The sequence below is a fragment of the Herbaspirillum sp. SJZ099 genome (assembly GCF_007828355.1).
Classification (GTDB): Bacteria; Pseudomonadota; Gammaproteobacteria; order Burkholderiales; family Burkholderiaceae_D; genus Herbaspirillum.
Window position 1 is genome coordinate 109,891 of the sequence record NZ_VIUO01000006.1, and the last position, 18,455, is coordinate 128,345.

At 63.7% G+C, this 18,455-nt stretch carries 16 protein-coding genes; 7 read left to right on the plus strand and 9 right to left on the minus strand.

What is annotated here, in order from left to right; translation table 11 throughout:
• Window positions 1–3: 3 nt before the first annotated feature.
• A complete protein-coding gene (locus tag FB597_RS14250) occupies window positions 4–756 on the plus strand; it encodes a polysaccharide deacetylase family protein (RefSeq protein WP_144769906.1) in 753 nt (250 codons plus the stop codon).
• A gap of 4 nt (window positions 757–760) precedes the next feature.
• Here FB597_RS14250 and FB597_RS14255 read toward each other — a convergent pair whose 3' ends face one another.
• From FB597_RS14255 to FB597_RS14265, 3 genes are read right to left on the minus strand one after another with little or no spacing between them, the layout of a single operon-like run.
• The gene (locus FB597_RS14255) at window positions 761–1,975 is read right to left on the minus strand and encodes a GNAT family N-acetyltransferase (RefSeq protein WP_144769907.1); all 1,215 of its coding nucleotides are present in this window, start codon (window positions 1,973–1,975) and stop codon (window positions 761–763) included.
• On the minus strand, window positions 1,965–3,371 hold the full coding sequence (locus tag FB597_RS14260) for an undecaprenyl-phosphate glucose phosphotransferase (protein ID WP_144769908.1): 1,407 nt from the start codon (window positions 3,369–3,371) through the stop codon (window positions 1,965–1,967). The genes FB597_RS14255 and FB597_RS14260 overlap by 11 nt, the downstream gene beginning before the upstream one ends.
• Window positions 3,372–3,417: 46 nt before the next feature.
• Complete coding sequence (locus FB597_RS14265) at window positions 3,418–4,251, minus strand: WecB/TagA/CpsF family glycosyltransferase (protein WP_255517179.1); 834 nt, start codon at window positions 4,249–4,251, stop codon at window positions 3,418–3,420.
• 223 nt (window positions 4,252–4,474) lie between these two features.
• Here FB597_RS14265 and FB597_RS14270 point away from each other — a divergent pair, with 223 nt between their 5' ends.
• Both FB597_RS14270 and FB597_RS20300 read left to right on the plus strand, forming a co-directional pair.
• Window positions 4,475–5,416, plus strand: coding sequence for a glycosyltransferase family 2 protein (locus tag FB597_RS14270; protein WP_141915548.1), 942 nt, complete (start codon window positions 4,475–4,477; stop codon window positions 5,414–5,416).
• A 13-nt stretch (window positions 5,417–5,429) separates the two neighbouring features.
• Window positions 5,430–7,961: an aldo/keto reductase gene (locus tag FB597_RS20300; protein ID WP_186442789.1), complete on the plus strand. Its 2,532-nt coding sequence runs from the start codon at window positions 5,430–5,432 to the stop codon at window positions 7,959–7,961.
• A 29-nt stretch (window positions 7,962–7,990) separates the two neighbouring features.
• Here the strand turns inward: FB597_RS20300 and FB597_RS14280 are convergent, their stop codons facing one another.
• Together FB597_RS14280 and greB are read right to left on the minus strand one after the other, a co-directional pair.
• Window positions 7,991–9,331 carry a DUF3422 family protein gene (locus FB597_RS14280; protein WP_144769909.1) on the minus strand — a complete coding sequence of 447 codons (1,341 nt, stop codon included), beginning with the start codon at window positions 9,329–9,331 and terminating at the stop codon, window positions 7,991–7,993.
• A 123-nt stretch (window positions 9,332–9,454) separates the two neighbouring features.
• Window positions 9,455–10,009 carry a transcription elongation factor GreB gene (greB, locus tag FB597_RS14285; RefSeq protein WP_141915552.1) on the minus strand — a complete coding sequence of 185 codons (555 nt, stop codon included), beginning with the start codon at window positions 10,007–10,009 and terminating at the stop codon, window positions 9,455–9,457.
• Between the two features lie 243 nt (window positions 10,010–10,252).
• Here greB and FB597_RS14290 point away from each other — a divergent pair, with 243 nt between their 5' ends.
• Complete coding sequence (locus FB597_RS14290; protein ID WP_141915554.1) at window positions 10,253–11,140, plus strand: methylglyoxal synthase; 888 nt, start codon at window positions 10,253–10,255, stop codon at window positions 11,138–11,140.
• Window positions 11,141–11,164: 24 nt separating this feature from the next.
• Window positions 11,165–11,800 (plus strand): hypothetical protein, encoded by a 636-nt coding sequence (locus tag FB597_RS14295; RefSeq protein ID WP_141915558.1) that lies wholly within the window; start codon window positions 11,165–11,167, stop codon window positions 11,798–11,800.
• Between the two features lie 142 nt (window positions 11,801–11,942).
• Here the strand turns inward: FB597_RS14295 and FB597_RS14300 are convergent, their stop codons facing one another.
• The 4 genes from FB597_RS14300 to FB597_RS14315 all read right to left on the minus strand — a co-directional run bounded on the left by FB597_RS14300 (window position 11,943) and on the right by FB597_RS14315 (window position 16,691).
• Entirely contained in the window at window positions 11,943–13,289 is a 1,347-nt protein-coding gene (locus tag FB597_RS14300; protein ID WP_141915561.1) for an EAL and HDOD domain-containing protein, read from the minus strand.
• Window positions 13,290–13,443: 154 nt separating this feature from the next.
• The gene (locus FB597_RS14305) at window positions 13,444–14,331 is read right to left on the minus strand and encodes a 23S rRNA (adenine(2030)-N(6))-methyltransferase RlmJ (protein WP_141915563.1); all 888 of its coding nucleotides are present in this window, start codon (window positions 14,329–14,331) and stop codon (window positions 13,444–13,446) included.
• A gap of 260 nt (window positions 14,332–14,591) precedes the next feature.
• Entirely contained in the window at window positions 14,592–16,328 is a 1,737-nt protein-coding gene (locus tag FB597_RS14310) for a ClcB-like voltage-gated chloride channel protein (RefSeq protein WP_141915566.1), read from the minus strand.
• Window positions 16,329–16,337: 9 nt separating this feature from the next.
• The gene (locus tag FB597_RS14315; protein ID WP_144769910.1) at window positions 16,338–16,691 is read right to left on the minus strand and encodes a winged helix-turn-helix domain-containing protein; all 354 of its coding nucleotides are present in this window, start codon (window positions 16,689–16,691) and stop codon (window positions 16,338–16,340) included.
• Window positions 16,692–16,954: 263 nt separating this feature from the next.
• On the opposite strand from FB597_RS14315, the gene modA reads away from it, so the two are divergent.
• A complete protein-coding gene (gene modA / locus FB597_RS14320; RefSeq protein ID WP_144769911.1) occupies window positions 16,955–17,713 on the plus strand; it encodes a molybdate ABC transporter substrate-binding protein in 759 nt (252 codons plus the stop codon).
• Window positions 17,714–17,739: 26 nt separating this feature from the next.
• The gene (gene modB, locus FB597_RS14325; protein ID WP_141915574.1) at window positions 17,740–18,414 is read left to right on the plus strand and encodes a molybdate ABC transporter permease subunit; all 675 of its coding nucleotides are present in this window, start codon (window positions 17,740–17,742) and stop codon (window positions 18,412–18,414) included.
• Window positions 18,415–18,455 lie beyond the last annotated feature (41 nt).

An 18,455-nucleotide genomic window follows, 5' to 3' on the forward strand; every position in this document is an offset into this window, starting at 1 on the left:
ACCATGCCCCCCTCCATTGCACTGCGCCTGAACCGTCTGCTCGCCCGCCATACCCATCGCAATATGCTGCCCCTGCGCGGGCCGGCCGGCGTGGTCAGCTTCACCTTCGACGACGTGCCGGCCTCAGCCTGCCAAGCCGGCGCGGCGGCATTGGAACGGCATGGCGCGCGCGGCACCTTCTACGTCGCCGGCGGCCTGACCGGCCAACTGGAGGAAGGCAAACCCTGCCACTCCGAAGCACAACTGCGCCGGCTGCTGGCCAGCGGGCATGAAGTCGGCTGCCACAGCTATTCGCACATCCGCTGCGACACCCTTGGCGCCGATAAGCTCACGGCGGAACTGGAACGCAATGCGCGTTTTCTTGAACATCTGGGCGTGGATTTGCAGCGACTGGATTTCGCTTACCCGTTCGGCGCCTACGCGCTGGGCGCCAAACGGATCTGCCGCCGGCGCTTCCGCTCCAGTCGCATCACCGGCGGCGGCCCGCATTACGGCGAGGTCGACCTGAACGCGATCCAGACCTACCGCCTGTATGCAGAAACGACCGGGACGCCTTCCTACGAAGAATTGGTAGATCAAACCGCCGCCCGCAAAGGCTGGCTGGTGCTCAACACGCACGATGTGGAAGATCCGCCCAGCCGTTTCGGCTATCCCCCTGAACGTTTGGAGCAGGCGGTGAAGGCGGCGCTCGAGGCCGGCTGCAAGGTCTTGCCGGTTGGGGCGGCGATCGATTATTGGGAATCCCAGGCGGGATAAGGAACTATAACGGCGCCTTGCCGCTCAGGCGGCGCACCAGGTTGCGCAAACCCCGATGGCCGCGCGCCTTCTCCCTGGCGGCGCGCCAGAGGCGACGCAGCGCCACCACGCCTTTGCCGCGCCAACTGACGCCGGCTTCGAAACTGGCGAGCGCCAGTTCATGGTCGGCCCATTGCGCCTTGTAGGCCTCGTCGCCCACGGTCAGGTCGAACAAGGCGAAACCGCGGGCGATGCAATCCTGCAGCACCGCCTCCATCAATACCCGGCCGACCGAGTAGCGTCCCCATTGGCCGTCTTCATAACCGGGCATGATCCAGTAGAAGCGCCGTCCGTGCCCAATGCCCCAGTGGGTGGCGACGATCTCGTCGCCGACGAACAGGGCCGATACCTGCACCCAGCCCTGTGCGCCGCCACAATCGGCGGCAAGACCCCGGTAGAAGTCCAGATAGCCGGGTTCGGCGAATAAGTCGCGGCTGCCGGTTTCGCGCCAGCGCCGCGCCTTCTGGCGCGCCATGGCCGCCACGATGGCATCCTGTTCCGTGCCTTGCGCCCGCAGCACGATGCGCACGCCGCCCGGGCACAGTTCTTCCAGGCGCCGCCGCTGGCGGCGGGTATCGGCAAACATCCTGGCGCTGCGCGTTTTCTGGAAGGCCCCGAAACTCTCGCCCAGCGTCGCGATATGGGCGCGTTCGAGTTGCCAGGCGGCCCGGGCCTGCGGCCAATAGGTCAACGGATTGTCGAACATTTCGCCGCTGGCGGGATGCTCGATCTGCAATGGAGAACGCCTGATGCGCACCAGGTCGAACGGCGGCAGCGCAGGCTGCAGCGCCTGCCAGAACGCTTCCCAGCGATCGGCCGGAACCTGCCGCGCGAAGTCGGGATGCAACAGGCAGGCGTTGTAGTCGGTCACTTCGCCGCCGAGCAGCCCCAGCACGCGCAAGCCGGCCTGAGAGCGCAGGCCGAAAGGGATGAACATCAGCGTGCGGCCGCCGGCGTCGCAGACTTCGGTCAAGGCCGGTCGCCATCCCTGCCGCTGCCCCAGTTGGCGCTGCCAGTGGACCAGCCAGGCGAAACGCTGAAAGCCGTAGCCGGCGCATGCCTGCCCGGCTGCCTCCCAGCGCGCCTGCGCCGCTTCCAGCGAAGTGAACACGCGTACCTGCAACGCGCCCGGGGCCAGGCCAGGCACGACAACCGGCATGGCGGCCGGTTCAATACGCATTTTGGCCTTTGAATACCACCAGGACTGTCCTCAGGATGATCTTCAGGTCAAGCGACAGCGACCAATGCCGCATGTAGTACAGGTCGCACTCGATGCGTTTTTGCATCTTCTCCAAGGTATCGGTTTCGCCGCGCAAGCCATTGATCTGCGCCCATCCGGTAATGCCCGGCTTGACCTTGTGGCGCAGCATATAGCCTTTCACCTGGCGGCGATAGAGCTCGTTATGCTGGACCGCGTGCGGGCGCGGGCCGACGATGCTCATCGAGCCTTCCAGCACGTTGAGAAACTGCGGCAACTCATCCAGCGAAGTCTTGCGCAAGATGCGGCCCAGCGGCGTCACGCGCACATCGTCCACGGTCGCCTGCTTGACCTCGCCGGTTTCAGGCGGCAGGTCGCTGCGCATGGTGCGGAATTTGGACACTACGATTTCCTGGCCGCCCACGCCATAGCGTTTTTGCTTGAAAATCACCGCCCCCGGCGATGACAGCTTGACGCCAATGGCGATCAGGAACATCAGCGGGCTCAGCAGGATCAGGATCAGCGCCGCCAGCACCACGTCGAACAATCGCTTGAAGATACGCGCCAGCCCGATGAACGGGGTTTCGTAAGCGCACAGCACCGGCGCACCGGCAAACTCTTCGTACTTGATATGGCCCAGGCCGAACAGCTTGGACTCCGGCACGAAATAGAACGAAGCCACCGAGTCATGCAGCGAATCGATAATGGGGAGGATGTCGGCCGCGCGCACATGCACCAGGCCGATGAACACGACATCCACCGGATTCTTGCGCAGCCATTCCGAGGCATCGCTCAGCGCCCCCAGACGCGGCAGGGCATCGCCGATGCGCTGCACTCCCTGGCGGTTGTCGAAGAATCCGACCGGCTTGATGCCAAGGATCCTGGCGCTCTTGAAGGAACTTGCCAGTTGCTGGGAGTCCTCGCTGAAGCCGACGAAAACCGCCGAGCGGCGCTGCTCTTTGGAGTTGTAGAGCCGCAATGCCCAGTAACGGGTGAGAATCGAGGCCAGCACCAGCGCCACCGGCGTGACGATCAGCCAGGCAAGCATGACGATACGGGAATAGTTTTCGCCCGTCTTGGACAGGTAGACCAGCAGCACGATGGAAAAATACACCGTCAGCCAGGATTTGAAAATGCTGCCGATGCCGTGGATCGCCCAGGCGTCATTGTTGATTTCGAAACGGCGCGTATCGCTGAATACGAGGAACCCGCCGATCATGCCGAGCAAGCCGATGTAACGGAATGTCGTGAACTGCGCCGGCTCATAGAACGTCGCGCACAGCATCAGGCTGAGCACGATGACGGCGGCATAAACGGCACCGACGATAAATCCAAACAAGGCAATATGGTGATTGTTGGTATCGCGATAAAAACCCACGTTCCACTCCTGTCGTAATGACCTTCCGGGTCGGTTCGAATGCCGTTCAGCGGCCGGCCTTGCCTTTGTGGTTTTTTCTCAGCTCCCGCGCCAGCAAGCCAACGAAACGCGATCCCCGCATGATGTAGCGCCGCCACAAGCGGTGCGGCTCCGATGCCAGCCGCCAGAACCACTCTAGTCCGGCTTTCTGCATCCACAGCGGCGCCCGCCGCTTGAAGCCGAGCGCAAAGTCCATTGCGGCCCCGACGCACAGCACCAGCGACGCATCCAGTTGCTGCTGCCAGGCGAACGCCCAGCGTTCCTGCTTGGGCATGCCCAGGCAAACGAACACGATCCCGGGCCGCTGGCGATTGATCCGGTTCCGGGCTTCGATCCCCTCCGCACCCAGCGGGTCGAATTGCATCGATGGGCAGAACAGCTCCAGCGGCATCCCCGGATAAACGCGTGTGAACGCTGCGCGCAGCATCTCTTCCTGCCCCGGCATGCCGCCGATGACGGTGACCGGCATCCCGGCCTGGCTCGCCTGTTGCGCCAGCGCCACGAACAGGTCTGCGCCGGTAACGCGCTCCGGCAAGGGCCGGCCCAGGAGCCGGCTGGCCCACACCACGGGCATGCCATCGGCGAAAATGTAATCCGCACCGCGATACGTCTCGGTGAATTCGGCGGGCGCATCCTGCAGCCGTACCAGATGGTCGACATTGGGCGTGACGATCACACGGGCGGGACGCGCGCCGGCGCTGGCGCAGGCAAACAAGGCGTCGGCCGTCTCATCGAAGCGGACCGCGCAAATATCCAGCCCAAACAAGGGCACAGTCGGAAATGCCGTCGCGTTCAGCCTCGCTGGCGCCGCTTGTGTCTGCATTGCACTGATGCCTTCCATTGATCGGATCGCTTTCCCCAAAGCTCATCGGGCGATAAAATGGTATAAAATTGACATTATTTTAACAATTCTAGCGATAGCTCGTTAAATAAATTTATGATGCTTTTCGTCGGTAATTCTTGGAAATGCCGACAAAAACGCGATTTTCCGGACTTTAAGAAAACTTGAAACCGTCCCGATAGCAAGCTGTCATGTCTCCACGTCCTCTTTCCGCTGCCCGCGCATGAACGCTCTCCAACAGGCAGAAGCGTTGCAGCCGGTCGCCGCGCCCCCGGCGGATGACCCGCGTGTCGTTCCGCTGGTCATCATTTCGCCGGTGAGGGACGAGGCGCAATATCTCCGCCTGACCATGGATTCGATGGTCGCGCAGACATGCCGGCCGCTGGAATGGATCCTGGTGGACGACGGTTCGACCGACCAGACGCCCGACATCGTGCGCGAATATGCCGCGAAGTTTCCCTTCATCCGGCTGGTTCCCCGGCAGGATCGCGGCTTCCGCAAGTTGGGCGGCGGCGTTGTGGCGGCCTTCAACTTCGGCGTCGAACACATCCTCAACAAGGATTACCAATACATCGCCAAGCTGGATGGCGACATGTCGTTCGGCCCGCGCTACCTGGAACGCATGTTCCAAAAATTCAGCGAAGACCCAAAACTGGCCGCGGTATCGGGCAAGGTCTATCGCTACGAAGACGGCAAGTACATCGAGGAAAGCCATATCGATGAACAAGTCGCCGGCCAGTTCAAACTGTACCGGCGCGATGCCTTCGAGGACATCGGCGGCTTTGTGCAGCATCTGTCATGGGATGGCATCGATGTGCATACGGCCTGGATGAAGGGTTGGAAAACCTTCTGCTACTACGATCCGCAAGCCTGGCTGTGGCACCACCGGATCATGGGCTCGTCCGACAAGCATATCTACGAGGGACGCCTGCGCTGGGGGCGCGGCAACTGGTATATGGGGTACCACCCGCTCTACGCGATCGCCACCGGCATCAATCGCATGCGCGAAAAGCCTGTCGTCATCGGCGGCCTGCTGATGATCTACAGCTATTTCCTGTCGGCGCTGCGGGGCCTGCCGCGTTACGACAACCCCGAATTCCGGCGCTACCTGCGTGCATGGCAAATGAAGCGTCTGAAGCAGCATTTTTTCGGTAAAAAGAATTAATCGGGGGGCCTTTATGGCAATTCTGTCCGGCCTGAGCGCCGACCATTGTTACGACCTATGCATTGTCGGCACCGGCCCGGTCGGCCTGTCAATGGCGCTGGAAGCGCGGGCGCGCGGCGCGCGCGTACTGCTCCTGGAATCGGGAACGAGTGAGTGCGACGACACCGGACAAGAACATGTCAGGGCCCACATCGCCGATGCGCAACGCCATGCGCCGATGGAAATTGCCACACAGCGCGGCCTGGGTGGCGGCTCCTGGTTATGGGGTGGCCGTTGCGTGCCGTTCGAGCCGATCGATTTCGCCCCACGCGATTTCGTGCCCGGCAGCGGGTGGCCGATTGGGCTCGACGAACTGCTGCCCTGGTATCCGGCGGCGGCGCAATTCCTCGATTGCAGCAAGGCGCTGTTCCGCTCTCCATCCGACTGGCCCGCAATGCCGGAAATCGAGCTCTCGCAGCTGGAGCGCTGGTCGCAGCAGCCCAAGCTGGCGCCCAAGCTTGGCGGCTGGGCACTGGCCACGCCGGGCATCGATATCCTGTGCGATGCGACGGTCACCGGCCTGGACCTGATACCGCAAGCCGACGGCGGCATCCACCTGCGCGGCCTGCAAGTGCGGCATGTCGACCAAGCCATCGAAGTCCATGCCGGCGATTACGTGCTGGCCTGCGGCGGGCTGGAGACGACCCGCCTGCTACTGGCCGAACAGGCGCGCCGGGCACACGACATGCCCGGACTGTTCGGCGGCCAGGGCGGACCGCTCGGCGGCTATTACATGGGGCATATTTTCGGCAGCATCGGCAGCCTGGTGCTGACCAAGCCGAAATCCTTCACGGCGCTGGACTTCTCACTCGACCAGACCGGCACCTATGTGCGCCGCCGCTTCACGCTGACCGAACGCGTGCAGCGCGAACGGCAACTGCTCAATACCTCGTTCTTCGCCGACAACCCGCCGTTCTACGACGAGCGCCACCGCAACCCGACCTTGTCGCTGGTGTTCCTCGCGCTCTCCGTCCCGCTGCTCGGCCGCCGCCTGCTCAGCGAAGCGATTCGCCTGAAACACATCGGTCCTCCGCCATACCGCTATGGCGCGCATATGCTGAACGTACTGCGGCGGCCCTGGCGCGCCGTCGCCGACGTATTCGACATCCTGCACCTGCGCTACCTGTCGCCGACCCGCAAGCCGGGCTTCGTGCTGCGCAACGAGGGCGGCACCTATGCACTGAATTATCACGCCGAACAATTGCCCAATCCGGATAGCCGGGTTACCTTGGCCAAGCAACAGGATGCCTATGGCAGGCCGCGCCTGCACATCGACTTCCGCTACCTGCCGGCCGATGCCGAATCGGTGCTGCGGGCGCACGAAGTGCTGGACCAGAACCTGCGCGCGGCGGGCATGGGTCATGTCGCCTATCACCGGCCGCCCGAACAACGCCTCGACCATATCCTGGAACAGGCCTCCGATGGCTTCCACCAGACCGGCACCACGCGCATGAGCGCCGATCCCGGCGCCGGCGTGGTCGACCGCAATGGCGCGGTGCATGGCGTGGCGCATTTGCATGTGGCATCGAGCAGCAATTTCCCCACCACCGGCGAAGCCAACCCGACCTTCCTCGCGGTGGCGATGGGCGTGCGCCTGGCCGCGCGCCTGGCCGGCGGAGCGCAGGAGCGCAGCGCCATCCCTTCGTTTTATCCGTTCCCGCTACCGACATCGGGCCAGGACAATCCCCCCATTCCGCCCATGAAGAAAATCACCATCCCCGGCACCGACCTGGCTGTCAGCCGCTTTTCCTTCGGCACCGCCAGCCTGCACCACCTGTTCAGGCAGGAACAGCGCCTGGCCTTGCTGCGCGCGGCGATCGACGCCGGCTTCACGCATTTCGATACCTCGCCTTACTACGGCTTCGGACTGGCCGAACAAAGCCTCGGCCAGCTTTCCGCCAGCGAGCTGCAAGGCATCACGATCGCCACCAAGGTCGGCCTCTACGGCCCATCCGGCTCCAGTCCCCAGGTGCCGGACATCCTGCTGCGCAAGGTCGCCGGCAAATTCATCAAGAGCCTCAACCAGCCGGTCGTGGACTGGTCGCTGGCGCGCGCCCGGGCCAGCCTGGAGCAAAGCCTGCGCCGGCTGCGGCGCGGCCATGTCGATATCCTTTACCTGCATGAGCCGGTGGCTGAACTGATCGCCTCCGATGAATGGCAGCGCTGGCTGGAGAGCCTGGTGTTGGCCGGGAAAATCCGCTATTGGGGCATCGCGGGGGAAGCCGCGGCCATTGCCGCCATGCTGGAGCAAAGCCCGGGGCTGACGCAATTGGTGCAGGTACGCGACAGCCTGAGCCTGCATCAGGCCGACTTGCTCCAGGCGCACCAGCGCCCGTTGCAATTCACCTACGGCTATATGACCGATGCCGCCACGCGCGCGGTGCCGGCGCCGGTCAAGCTGACCCAGGCCCTGGCCCGCAACGCGAGCGGTTCGATCATCGTCTCCACACGCAAACTGGAACGGGTCGCCCAACTGGCCAGCCTGCCCGGCCTGGCGGGGGAATAAAGGCCAGGTTCAGGGCCGCCGCAGCGGCGTCAATGGCGGTCCAGCCCCCGGTGCATGCGGCGCAATCCCAGCCACACGCAAGCCGCCACCAGCGGCACCGCAAGGCCCGTGGCAAGGTCGGGATTGACCGCCAGGCCGGCCGCCTTGGCGGCCTTGCCGGCGTAGCCGATCAGGCCGATCACGTAATACGAGATCGCCGCCACCGACAAGCCTTCGACCGCCTGCTGCAGCTTCAACTGCTGCGCGGCGCGCGCATTCATCGATTGCAGGATCTGGCGGTTTTGCTGCTCCTGGACGATGCCGATACGGGTGCGCAGCAAGTCGTTGGTGTGGGCGATGCGCTCGGCCAGCGCTTCCTGCCGGCGCGCAACGGCCTGGCAGGTATTCATGGCCGGCGCCAGCCGGCGTTCCATGAACTCGCCGATGGTCGGCACGCCTTCGATGCGCTGCTCGCGCAACTCCTCGATACGCGCCTGCACCAGCTGGAAGTAGGCTTGCGAGGCCGAGAAACGGTAGCTGTTTTCCAGCGACAGCTTTTCGATGCGCGCGGCCAGCCCGGTGATCTTGCGCAGCATCCGTTCATCCTCGGCATGCTCCTCGGGGGTGCCGCCCATGGATTGCTCGGACTGCACCATGGTCGCGGTCAAGGCCGCCAGGTCGCCTTCGACCTGGTTCAGCAGCGGCCCGGATTGCTGGGCGTGCGGCAGGCCCAGCAAGGCCATCATGCGATAGGTCTCGATCTCCAGGATGCGCTGCGCGAGGCGGCCGCCCTGCAGTTCGCGCAAGCCGATGTCGCGCACCACGAAACGCGAAAAGCCGTCGGACTGGATCTGGAAATCGGTCCAGATCTCGCCGCCCTGCAAGACCTTGCTGGAACTCATCAACTTGCCTTCGAAGATGCGCTGCATGCTGCGCGCGGTATCGGCAAGGTCGTCGGCGCCGGGTTCGACCACCACATGCGCAGCCACCATCAGCTTGCCCTGCAACGACAGCAGCCATTGCTGGGGAATGTGCGACAGCGGCGCGCGGGCGAACGCTTCGGCAGTCGACAACGGCTCCTCATGGGCTTGCGCGAAAGTGTAAGTGGCGAATTCGGTATGGCACTCCCACTTCAGGCGGAAGCGCCCGAAGTCATGATAAAAATGCTTGGCTTCGGCGCCGGGCGCCACCACCCCGAAATGGGCGCACAGCGCTTCGAGCAGCGCGTGCTGGGTCTTGGCGTGCCGGTTGCCGTTGCCCTCCTCGCGCACGTAGACGGCCAGATGCGTGAGCGTCTCGGACAGGGTCAGTTGCAGGAACGGGCGCGAATGCACCTCGGCCGCCAGGACGACGCGCTGGGGATGGTTCAGGCTGGCATAGACGATAGACATGGGTTTTCCGCAGATGATGTTGAACTGGCTTGGCGCCGTTGCACGCATGCGAAAAGCATGCCGGGAACGGCGCGCATTATTTCTTTCCGGTGATGGGTACCTGTCCGAGCGTAATCGCCGCGCTTATTGCGGCGCCGGATAACTCACTTCCAGGATAACCAGCTGTTCGATGCCCGACGGCGTCTGCAACACGATCTCGTCGCCTTCGCGCGCCTTGGTCAGCGCGCGCGCCACCGGCGAAACCCAGCTGATCTTGCCGTTGAGCGGATCGAGCTCGTCGATGCCGACGATGGTCACCGTATGGGATTCCCCCCGCTGGTTTTCATACGTGACGGTGGCGCCGAAGAAAACCTGGTCGCTGCCATGGTGCACCGTGGGGTCGACCACCTCGGCCAGGTCCAGGCGCTTGGTCAGGAAGCGGATGCGGCGGTCGATCTCGCGCAGGCGCTTCTTGCCGTACAGGTAATCGCCATTCTCGGAACGGTCGCCGTTGGACGCGGCCCAGGAGACGATGCGCACCACCTCCGGGCGCTCGACGTCGATCAGTTGCAGCAGCTCGTCCTTGATGCGCCGATGCCCCTGGGGCGTCATGTAATTCTTGGACCCTGCGGGAATGGCGGGCAAGGCGATTTCATCATCGTCATCGCCGTCGGATTCTTTTACAAAGGCCTTGTTCATCTGCAATATTCGGTTCAATTGGGCTGCAGCCGCGCAGCGCATGGCTTACATGCCATTGTAGCCGGATGCGGGAAGCAGCGAGGGTACAGTTGCGGGGGCAAACGCCCCCTTTGCTGTACTGTGCTACCGTGCCGCATGGCCTTTGCCGGCTTTTCTTGCCTGGCCCCTCGCCCTTTGCCGCGCCCTCGGCGATAATTCCGGGTAACGCCATTCCTCTTGTCCGTTTCCATCAAGCGACCATCCATGTCCTCCATTGCTCCCCGTTACCGCATCGGCCTGATTGCCAACCGCGCCCACCAGGACGCCCCCGACTCCGCGCTGGTCCGGCTGCTGGCCGGCTCGCGCCATCGCATCGAAGCGCTGCAGCCGGAACTGATCGTGGTCGGCCGCACCCTCGACGCCATCGGCCAGATGGATCTGCTGCCCGGCTACCCGCATCTGGTGCGCTTTCCCTACGGGCGCAACGGCGGCCTGATGAAGCTGGTCTCGCGCACGGTGGATGCCGATCCCGAACGCACGCTGGATGCGGTGATCTATCTGATCGACCCGGTCGATCCCTCCTCCACCTTCCCCGAGGCGGTGGCGCTCAAGCGCCAGTGCGTGATCCACGGCAAGCCTTTCCTGTCGACGCTGGCCGGCGCCCAGGAATGGCTGGAGCTGGAGTCCATCGCCAACGGCGGCATCGCCGACCCGGCGCTGGACAGCCGATTCAAACTGGAGCAGGAAGGCATCGCGCTGATCGCCCACGATGCGATGAAGCCGCGCATGCTGGAATTGGCCGAAAAGCATTTCGACGTGCTCGACAAGTTCGCCTTCCGCTGCGCCACCGGCACCACCGGCGGCCAGCTCAACCAGTTGGCCATGAAGATCAAGGGCGAAGCCGGCCGCCATTGGGTCAAGCCCTTCCTCTCCGGCCCGCTGGGAGGCGATGCGCAGATCGCCGAGCTGATCCTGGAACACCAGTGCCGGCGCGTGCTGTTCCTGGAAGACCCGCATGTGGCGCGCCAGCACGAGGCCGACATCCAGTTGCTGGAACGCGCCGCGCGCACCGTGACCGACTACGCCTCCTGCATGAGCGACGTCAAATGGGGCGACCGCTGGCTGTCGCTGATCGGAGCGCGCCAGGTCTGAGCCCCGGCCTGCGCCGACGCTGCCATGTCGACTCCCCCACCTCTTCCTCCCCGCCGTCCGTCAAGATGGCGGCGGCGCTTGCTGGCGCCGCTGATCTACCTGGCGGCCTTGCTGCTGATATTGGAAGAATGGCTGTGGGAAGTCACCCAGGCGCTGTTGGCGCGCATTCCCGCCTGGCCTTTCCTGGTGAAATTGCAGCACTGGGTGCAACGGCTCTCGCCCTATGCGGCGTTGCTGGTGTTCCTGGCGCCGACCCTGCTGCTGTTGCCGGTCAAGATCCTCGCCCTGCTCTCCATCACCCACGGCCACCCGACGCTGGGCGTTGGCATCATCCTCGCCGCCAAGGTGCTGGGCACGGCGCTGGTGGCCCGCATCTACGCGCTCACGCGCCGCAGCATGCTGTCGCTGGCATGGTTTCAACGCGCCCATGACAATATCCTCGCGTTCAAGGACAGGATGATTGCCCACCTGTACGCCAGCCCCGGTTGGCAGCAGATACAGAAATCGATCGCAAGCCTGCAGCGCACGGTGCGCGGCGCCATCGAAACCGCCAAATCGCGCTTGAGCGGTTCGCCGCGCTCCGGGGGCGCACGTTTGCTGCGCCTGTTCCGGCGCCTGGCCGCACGCATGAGGAAATGGCGTAAATTCCGCTCCAACTGAAACCGCCATTGGCATGGCGCGTCATCGGATCCGGAATGCCGGGTGCCGGCCCCCCGCCAGCGGCCGGCCATAAAGACAAGGCCGCCAATGCATCTGCACGGCGGCCTTGTCTTTGCTCCGGGTGCGGCCCGGCGCCTAATCCTCAATCGTCGTCATCGTCGTCGACATAGCCGTCCGGCGGCGGCGCCATCGAGCCGCCGGGCGCCTGGCCGATGTTATTGGTCGAGATGCTGTTGCCCCACTCGAAGGCGTATTTTTCGGCCTCGAAAAAGTCGTCGGCGGACAGGCCCAGTTCATCGAGCAGTTGCTGCATTTCTTCCTGGTTCTGCTCGCGCTGTTCGGTGCACTCGACCAGCTTCAAGGCGGTTCCGTAAAAGCCGGTGCGGCGCAGCAGCGCCTCTCGGATCTCGGTGCTGACCGTGATCTGGCGCAACACGCTTTCCATGCTCATGCCAAACAGCGCATCCACCAGCGACATGATGCCGACCGTGAACGCCATTTCCGACATCTTGCGGCGTCCCGGACGGATCTTCGCGGTGACCAGTTCGAGCATCTTGCCGCGGGTGGCCGCCAGGATCATCAGGGGCGACAGGGTATGCGCCTTGTTCTTGTCGGTATTGGCGAACAACAGGATCTGCAGCCAGCGCTTGAGCTGGCGACGGCCAAGCACGATCAGCGCCTGCCCCAGCGAATCGATGAACTTCTGGAAACCGTAGACGGGGGTGTTGACCAGGCGCAGCAGCGTCAGGCTCAAGGCGACGTCGCGCTTGATGTAGCGCACGATCTCGCCATTGTCGACATTGCGCACCAGAAGCGTCAGGAGGTGCATGATCACCACCTTCGAGGCTTCCAGCTTCTTGCCCTGGAGGATCATGGGCTTGGCGAAGTAATAGCCCTGGAAGTAATCGAAACCGAACGTGACGCAATCGTTGAACTGCTGCAGGGTCTCGACCTTCTCCGCCAGCAGTTCCTTGCCGGCGCGCTTGAAGTGTACGGAAAGCTTGAGCAGCTTGCTGGGATCGACCTCCATGACGTCGATCTTGATGATCTTGACCAAGGGCAGCAGCTCTTCGATTTCTTCCGATTCGGCCACCACGTCATCCAGCGCAAACACGTAACCGGCCTTGACCAGCTCCCGCACGCGCTCCACCAGCTGCGGCGTGACCTTGACGGTTTCGAGGATCTCCAGCACCACCTTGTCGGTCGGCAGGAAATAGATGAAGTCGCTCATCAGCACCGCCGCATCGACGTTGATGAAGCCTTGCAGGTTGCCGATGACGTTGGACAGGCCCAGCTCCGAGGCATGCGCGATCACCGCGGCTGTTGCGGTGACGTCGTCCTTCACGTTGGCGGGGCCGAAAGCGGCGCTGCGAAACAGCAGTTCGTAGCCGATCAGGTCCTGCTCACGGTTCAGGATAGGCTGGCGGGCCAGGAAGAAATCCAGAGCGTGGTGCGCAGGGCTGGACTGGTCGGATGGCTGGTCTGACATGGTTCTTATTTTAGGAGCCCCAAGCTTGGTAACGATTCTTCATTTTCGGCAATGCCGCACATTGTATGCCGATTCGGCATCGCTTCGGCCACCTGAAATAATGTCACCGGAAGAAAATCACAAAAAATCACAAAACAGGCAGCGTTCCAGCATATCACGCCTCCCCCGCTTCCAAGACAAAGCCGGCGCTGTCGTCGGTGCCCAGCACATCGGCCAGGTAAGGCATGACCTCCCTGAGCATCGGCTCGAGCGTCCATGGCGGATTGAGGATGAACATCCCGCTGTTGTGCAGGCCGAAGCCGTCGGGCGCCGGGCCATGGATGGCCAGCGTCACATTCAGCCAGCTCTTGGCGCCCAGGCGCTTGAGCCGCTCCGGCAACTGGCGCGACTCATTACGCTGCAAGACCGGATACCAGACGGCATACATCCCCGTCGGGAAACGCGTCAGCGCATCGGCCAGCACCTGCGCCACGTGCGTGTAGTCGCGCTTGTCTTCATAAGGGGGATCGATCAGCACCAGGCCGCGGCGCGAAGGTGGCGGCAGCAGCGCCTTGAGTCCGGCGAAACCGTCGGCGCGATACACCATCACGCGCTTGCCGCGCGCGGAGGGACGCTGGCCTTGCGCCAGCGCGTGGGCTTCCAGCTTGCGGAAATTATCTTCGAGCACCTTGCCTTCGGACGGATGCAATTCGAACAGGCGCAACCGATCCTGTTCGCGCATGACCTTCTCGGCGCAATAAGGCGAACCGGGGTAGTAGCGCATCTTGCCGCTGGGATTGAGCGAGCGCACCAGATCGACATATTCCTGGACCGCCGGCGGCAGATCCTTGCGGCCCCACAATTGGGCGATACCGGTCTCGTATTCGGCATTCTTGCTGGCATAGTCGCTGTCGAGAGCGTATACGCCGGCGCCGGCATGCGTGTCGATGACCATGTAGGCAGCATCTTTCTGCCCGAGGTAGCGCATCAGCTGAATCGCCACCATGTGCTTCAAGACGTCGGCGTGGTTGCCGGCATGAAAAGCGTGGCGATAACTCAGCATGGGAAATTGTGCTCTTTATAAAAAGGTGGAAGTCGTACGAGTTGGCAAATGACTATCGCACGACAGAAGAAACGTTTGGCATTCTAGCAAGGATACGATGCCAGTAAACCGCACAGGCGGCAATTGTTACAAAGAAACAGCGCATCAGGATAACACCCCGCCGCCTTGGCATCCATGCCGGCATCTCGCCCGGACAGGCGGCGCACAAGGTATTTGCGGCTGGCATGGCCATGTTAATGCTTAACAAAAATTTACGCGGCTCAATTGCCCGCGCGGTCGAGCCGGAAATAGGCGTCAAGCAGGGATGTCTTGTAGACAACCCCCAATAACCTGGGATCGTCGGCATTGGCGATGACCGGCAAGCGCTCCCCCTGGTGATCCAGGAACAGCTGCAACGCCTCGCCCAGCGACATGTCCGGCGTCACCTCATGCAGGAAATGGCGGCGCAGGAAATCCCTGGCCTTGCGGCCGGTGTCGTCTTTCTTGTCCAGCAGCCAGGAAGTCAGATCCTGCAGCGCCACCACGCCCTGGTAACGCCCGTCGTCATCGACGATGTAGATATATTTGACCGGGTATTTGAGGAACATCGCGCTCATGTCTTTCATGCTGGCGTCTTCCTTGAGCACCGTTTCGGCGGGCCGGATCAGTTCGCTCATGTGGGTGCCGCGCAACCGCAAGCGCTCTTCGGCATCGCGATGGCGTTTGAGTGTGATGTCATACATCGAGCGGCCATCCAGGCCGCGGGCGACGACATAGGCCACCACGCAAGACAGCATCAGCGGCAGAACCACCTGGTAGCTCAGGGTCATCTCGAAAATCATCAGGATCGCCATCAACGGCGCATTCGACGCCGCCGCCAGGAAAGCCCCCATCCCCACCATCGCATAGGCGAAAGGCTGCGACATATGAAACGGCATCAGCGCCTGCGCCGCACCGCCAAACAGGAAACCGACCGCCGCCCCGACGAACAGCACCGGCGTGAAGATGCCGCCCACCGCCCCCGATCCGACCGTGATCGTGGTCGCCAGTATCTTCATCAGCAAGACCATCAGCACCGCCTGCCACATCCAGTCGGTATGCAGCAGCGAATTGACCAGGCTATAGCCGTTGCCCCAGACTTCCGGCACCTGTACCGAAATCAGGCCCACCAGCAAACCGCCGACGCCCAGGCGCGCCGGCAACGGCAGGCGCAACTTGCCGAAGGCCGCACGCCCCAACTCCAATGTGCGCAGGAATTGCGGGGCCAGCAAGCCCGCCAGCACACCCAGCATCACGAACAACAGGATTTCCCAACCCGCCACATCCGGGAAGAAGGGCATTTCATAGGCCGGCTTGTAGCCCGGCAGCTCGCGCATGGTGATGTTGGCCACCACCGAAGCCACCACCACCGGGCCGAAACTCTCCATCACCAGCGAGCCGAGCACGATCTCGGTAATGAAGAATGCGCCGGCAATCGGCGCGTTATAGGCCGAGGTAATGCCGGCGGCGGCGCCGCAGGCCACCAGCAGGCGCAGCCGCGATGCGGGGAAATGCGAAAACTTGCCCACCAGCGAAGCGCACAGCGCCGCCATTTGCACCATCGGGCCTTCGCGGCCGATGGAGCCGCCTGATGCGATGGTCGCCAGCGACGACATGCTGCGCAACAGGGTGTGCCGCACGGGAATGGCGCCATCGCCGATGGCCACCGCCTCCATGTAGTCGCCGCCGCCACCGGCCGGCACGCGCCGGGCCCACACCAGGAACAAGCCGGCCACGATGCCGCCGGCGGCCGGCAGCAGCATGCGCATGTACCAGGGCAGCCCCTTGGCGATTTCGACGAAACTGCCGCTATGGCCGGTCAGCAGCAATTGCAGCAGCGCGATGCTCTCGCGAAAGGCGACAGTTGCCAGCGCGCCGACGAAACCAGCCAGGGCGCCCCACAGCAACATCGAATGGTTTTCCGAAACGCGGCAGGCATTGAGCACCCGCAGACGATATTTGAGCCAGATTTCCCGCATCGTCCGCGCCTATCGGTGATCGTTCATCAGCGAATGCAGGTAACCGAGGTCGGCGGCGATGCTGGCCTCGGCCTTCTTCTGCATGCGCTGGTAGCGCGCCAGCACTTCGCGACCCAGCCCGGTCACCGCCGCCCCGCCTCCGCGGGCGCCGCCGGTGGCGGTCGTCACCAGCGGGCTGGAGAAGCAGCGGTTCATTTCCTCGACCAGCAACCAGGCGCGCCGGTACGACATGTCCATCTCGCGCGCGGCGCCGGAGATCGACCCGGTACGCTCGATGGCTTGCAAGAGATCGGCCTTCCCCGGGCCGAAGGCGATGGTGTCGCCCTGCATCACGCGCAATCTGATGGTCTTGGAATAAGTCATGCGCGTGATTGTACAAGGGCCTCCCGGCACATCCAACATCGCCGTGCTGCGACAGCAACGATGCGGCGGCAAGCGCCGGTTGGACAGCCGCGCTCCCGGGACGCCGCCGCGCTGCCCGCAGTTGACGAGCGCTATATCCTTGCGTATATTTCGAAGCATCCAACAAGCGCGCGTCGGCCATCGGCCCGCGCGCTTTTACTTGCCTGCGGCACGGCCGGATGCCGATGGCAGGCCATCTCATACCGGAACCGAGAGGATTACCGATGTTCAAGCGCCCCCGCCTGAAACTCGCCTTTGCCGTCGCCCTGATGTTTGCCGCCAGCGTCGCCCATGCCACCGACCTGGTGGTGTCAGCCGCGGCCAGCCTGACCAATGCCTTCAAGGAACTGGCGCAGTCGTTCGAGCAGCAGAACCCCGGCGTGAAGGTAATCACCAACTTCGGCGCTTCCGACATCCTGCTGCGACAGATCGTGCGCGGCGCCCCGGCCGACGTGTTCGCCTCGGCCGACCAGGCGGCAATGGACAAGGCGGTTGCCGAAAAAGCCGTCAATCCGGCGACCCGCAAGAACTTCGCCGCCAACCAGATCGTGCTGATCGTGCCGCATGACAGCAAATTGCAGCCGGCTGCGCTGGCCGACCTGAGCCAGCCCGGCTACCAACGCATCGCCCTGGGCAATCCGACTTCCGTGCCGTTCGGCCGCTACACCAAGACCGCCCTGGAAAGCGCCGGCCTGTGGCAGCAGCTCCAGGCCAAAGCCGTGATGGCCGAGAATGTGCGCACCAGCCTGGACTATGTGGCGCGCGGCGAAGTCGATGCCGGCTTCGTGTTCGCCACCGATGCCGCCGTGATGCCGGACAAGGTCAGGGTCGCCATCCGCATCCCGTCGGATTCGCCGGCCACCTATCCGATCGCCGCCACCGCCGGCAACCGGCACAAGGAACTGGCCGACAAGTTCATCGCTCATGTGCTCTCGCCCGCCGGCCAGGCCGTGCTGGCGCGCTACGGCTTCCTGCAACCTTAACGACCGGCGCTCGCTGCCCCAAGGCCATGCATCCCGTCTGGACGCCGCTGCTGCTCTCGCTCAAGGTCGCCGGGCTGGCGAGCCTGCTCAACATGGTGCTGGGCGTGGCCGCAGCCTACGGCTTGTCGCGCTGGCGCTCGCCGCTGCGCGACTTGGTCGATTCCATCCTGACCTTGCCGCTGGTGCTGCCGCCCACCGTGCTGGGCTATTACCTGCTGGTGCTGTTCGGCCGCCGCGGCACATTCGGCGCCTGGCTTGAAAGCCTCGGCATCCAGTTGGTGTTCACCTGGCAAGGCGCGGTGCTCGCCTCCACCATCGTCGCCTTCCCGCTGGTGATGAAGGCATCCCGCGCCGCGTTCGACAACGTCGACCACCAGCTCGAAAACGCCGCCCGCGTACTGGGCGTGTCGGAAGCCGGCGTGTTCTTCCGCGTCAGCCTGCCGCTGGCGACCAAGGGCATCGCCGCCGGCGTGCTGCTGGCCTTCGCCCGCGCATTGGGCGAATTCGGCGCCACGCTGATGGTCGCCGGCAACCTGCCCGGCCGCACCCAGACCTTGTCGGTGGCCATCTATGAAGCGGTACAGGCGGGCGACGACGGCGCCGCCACCATGCTGGTGGTGATCACCTCCATCACTTGCGTGGTCATCCTCATGCTGGCCGGCCGGCTGGTGCCGGACCGCGCCCGGTTTACGTTGCGCTGATTTCCGCCTATCCCGCCATGCGCCCCACTTTCCAACCCCAT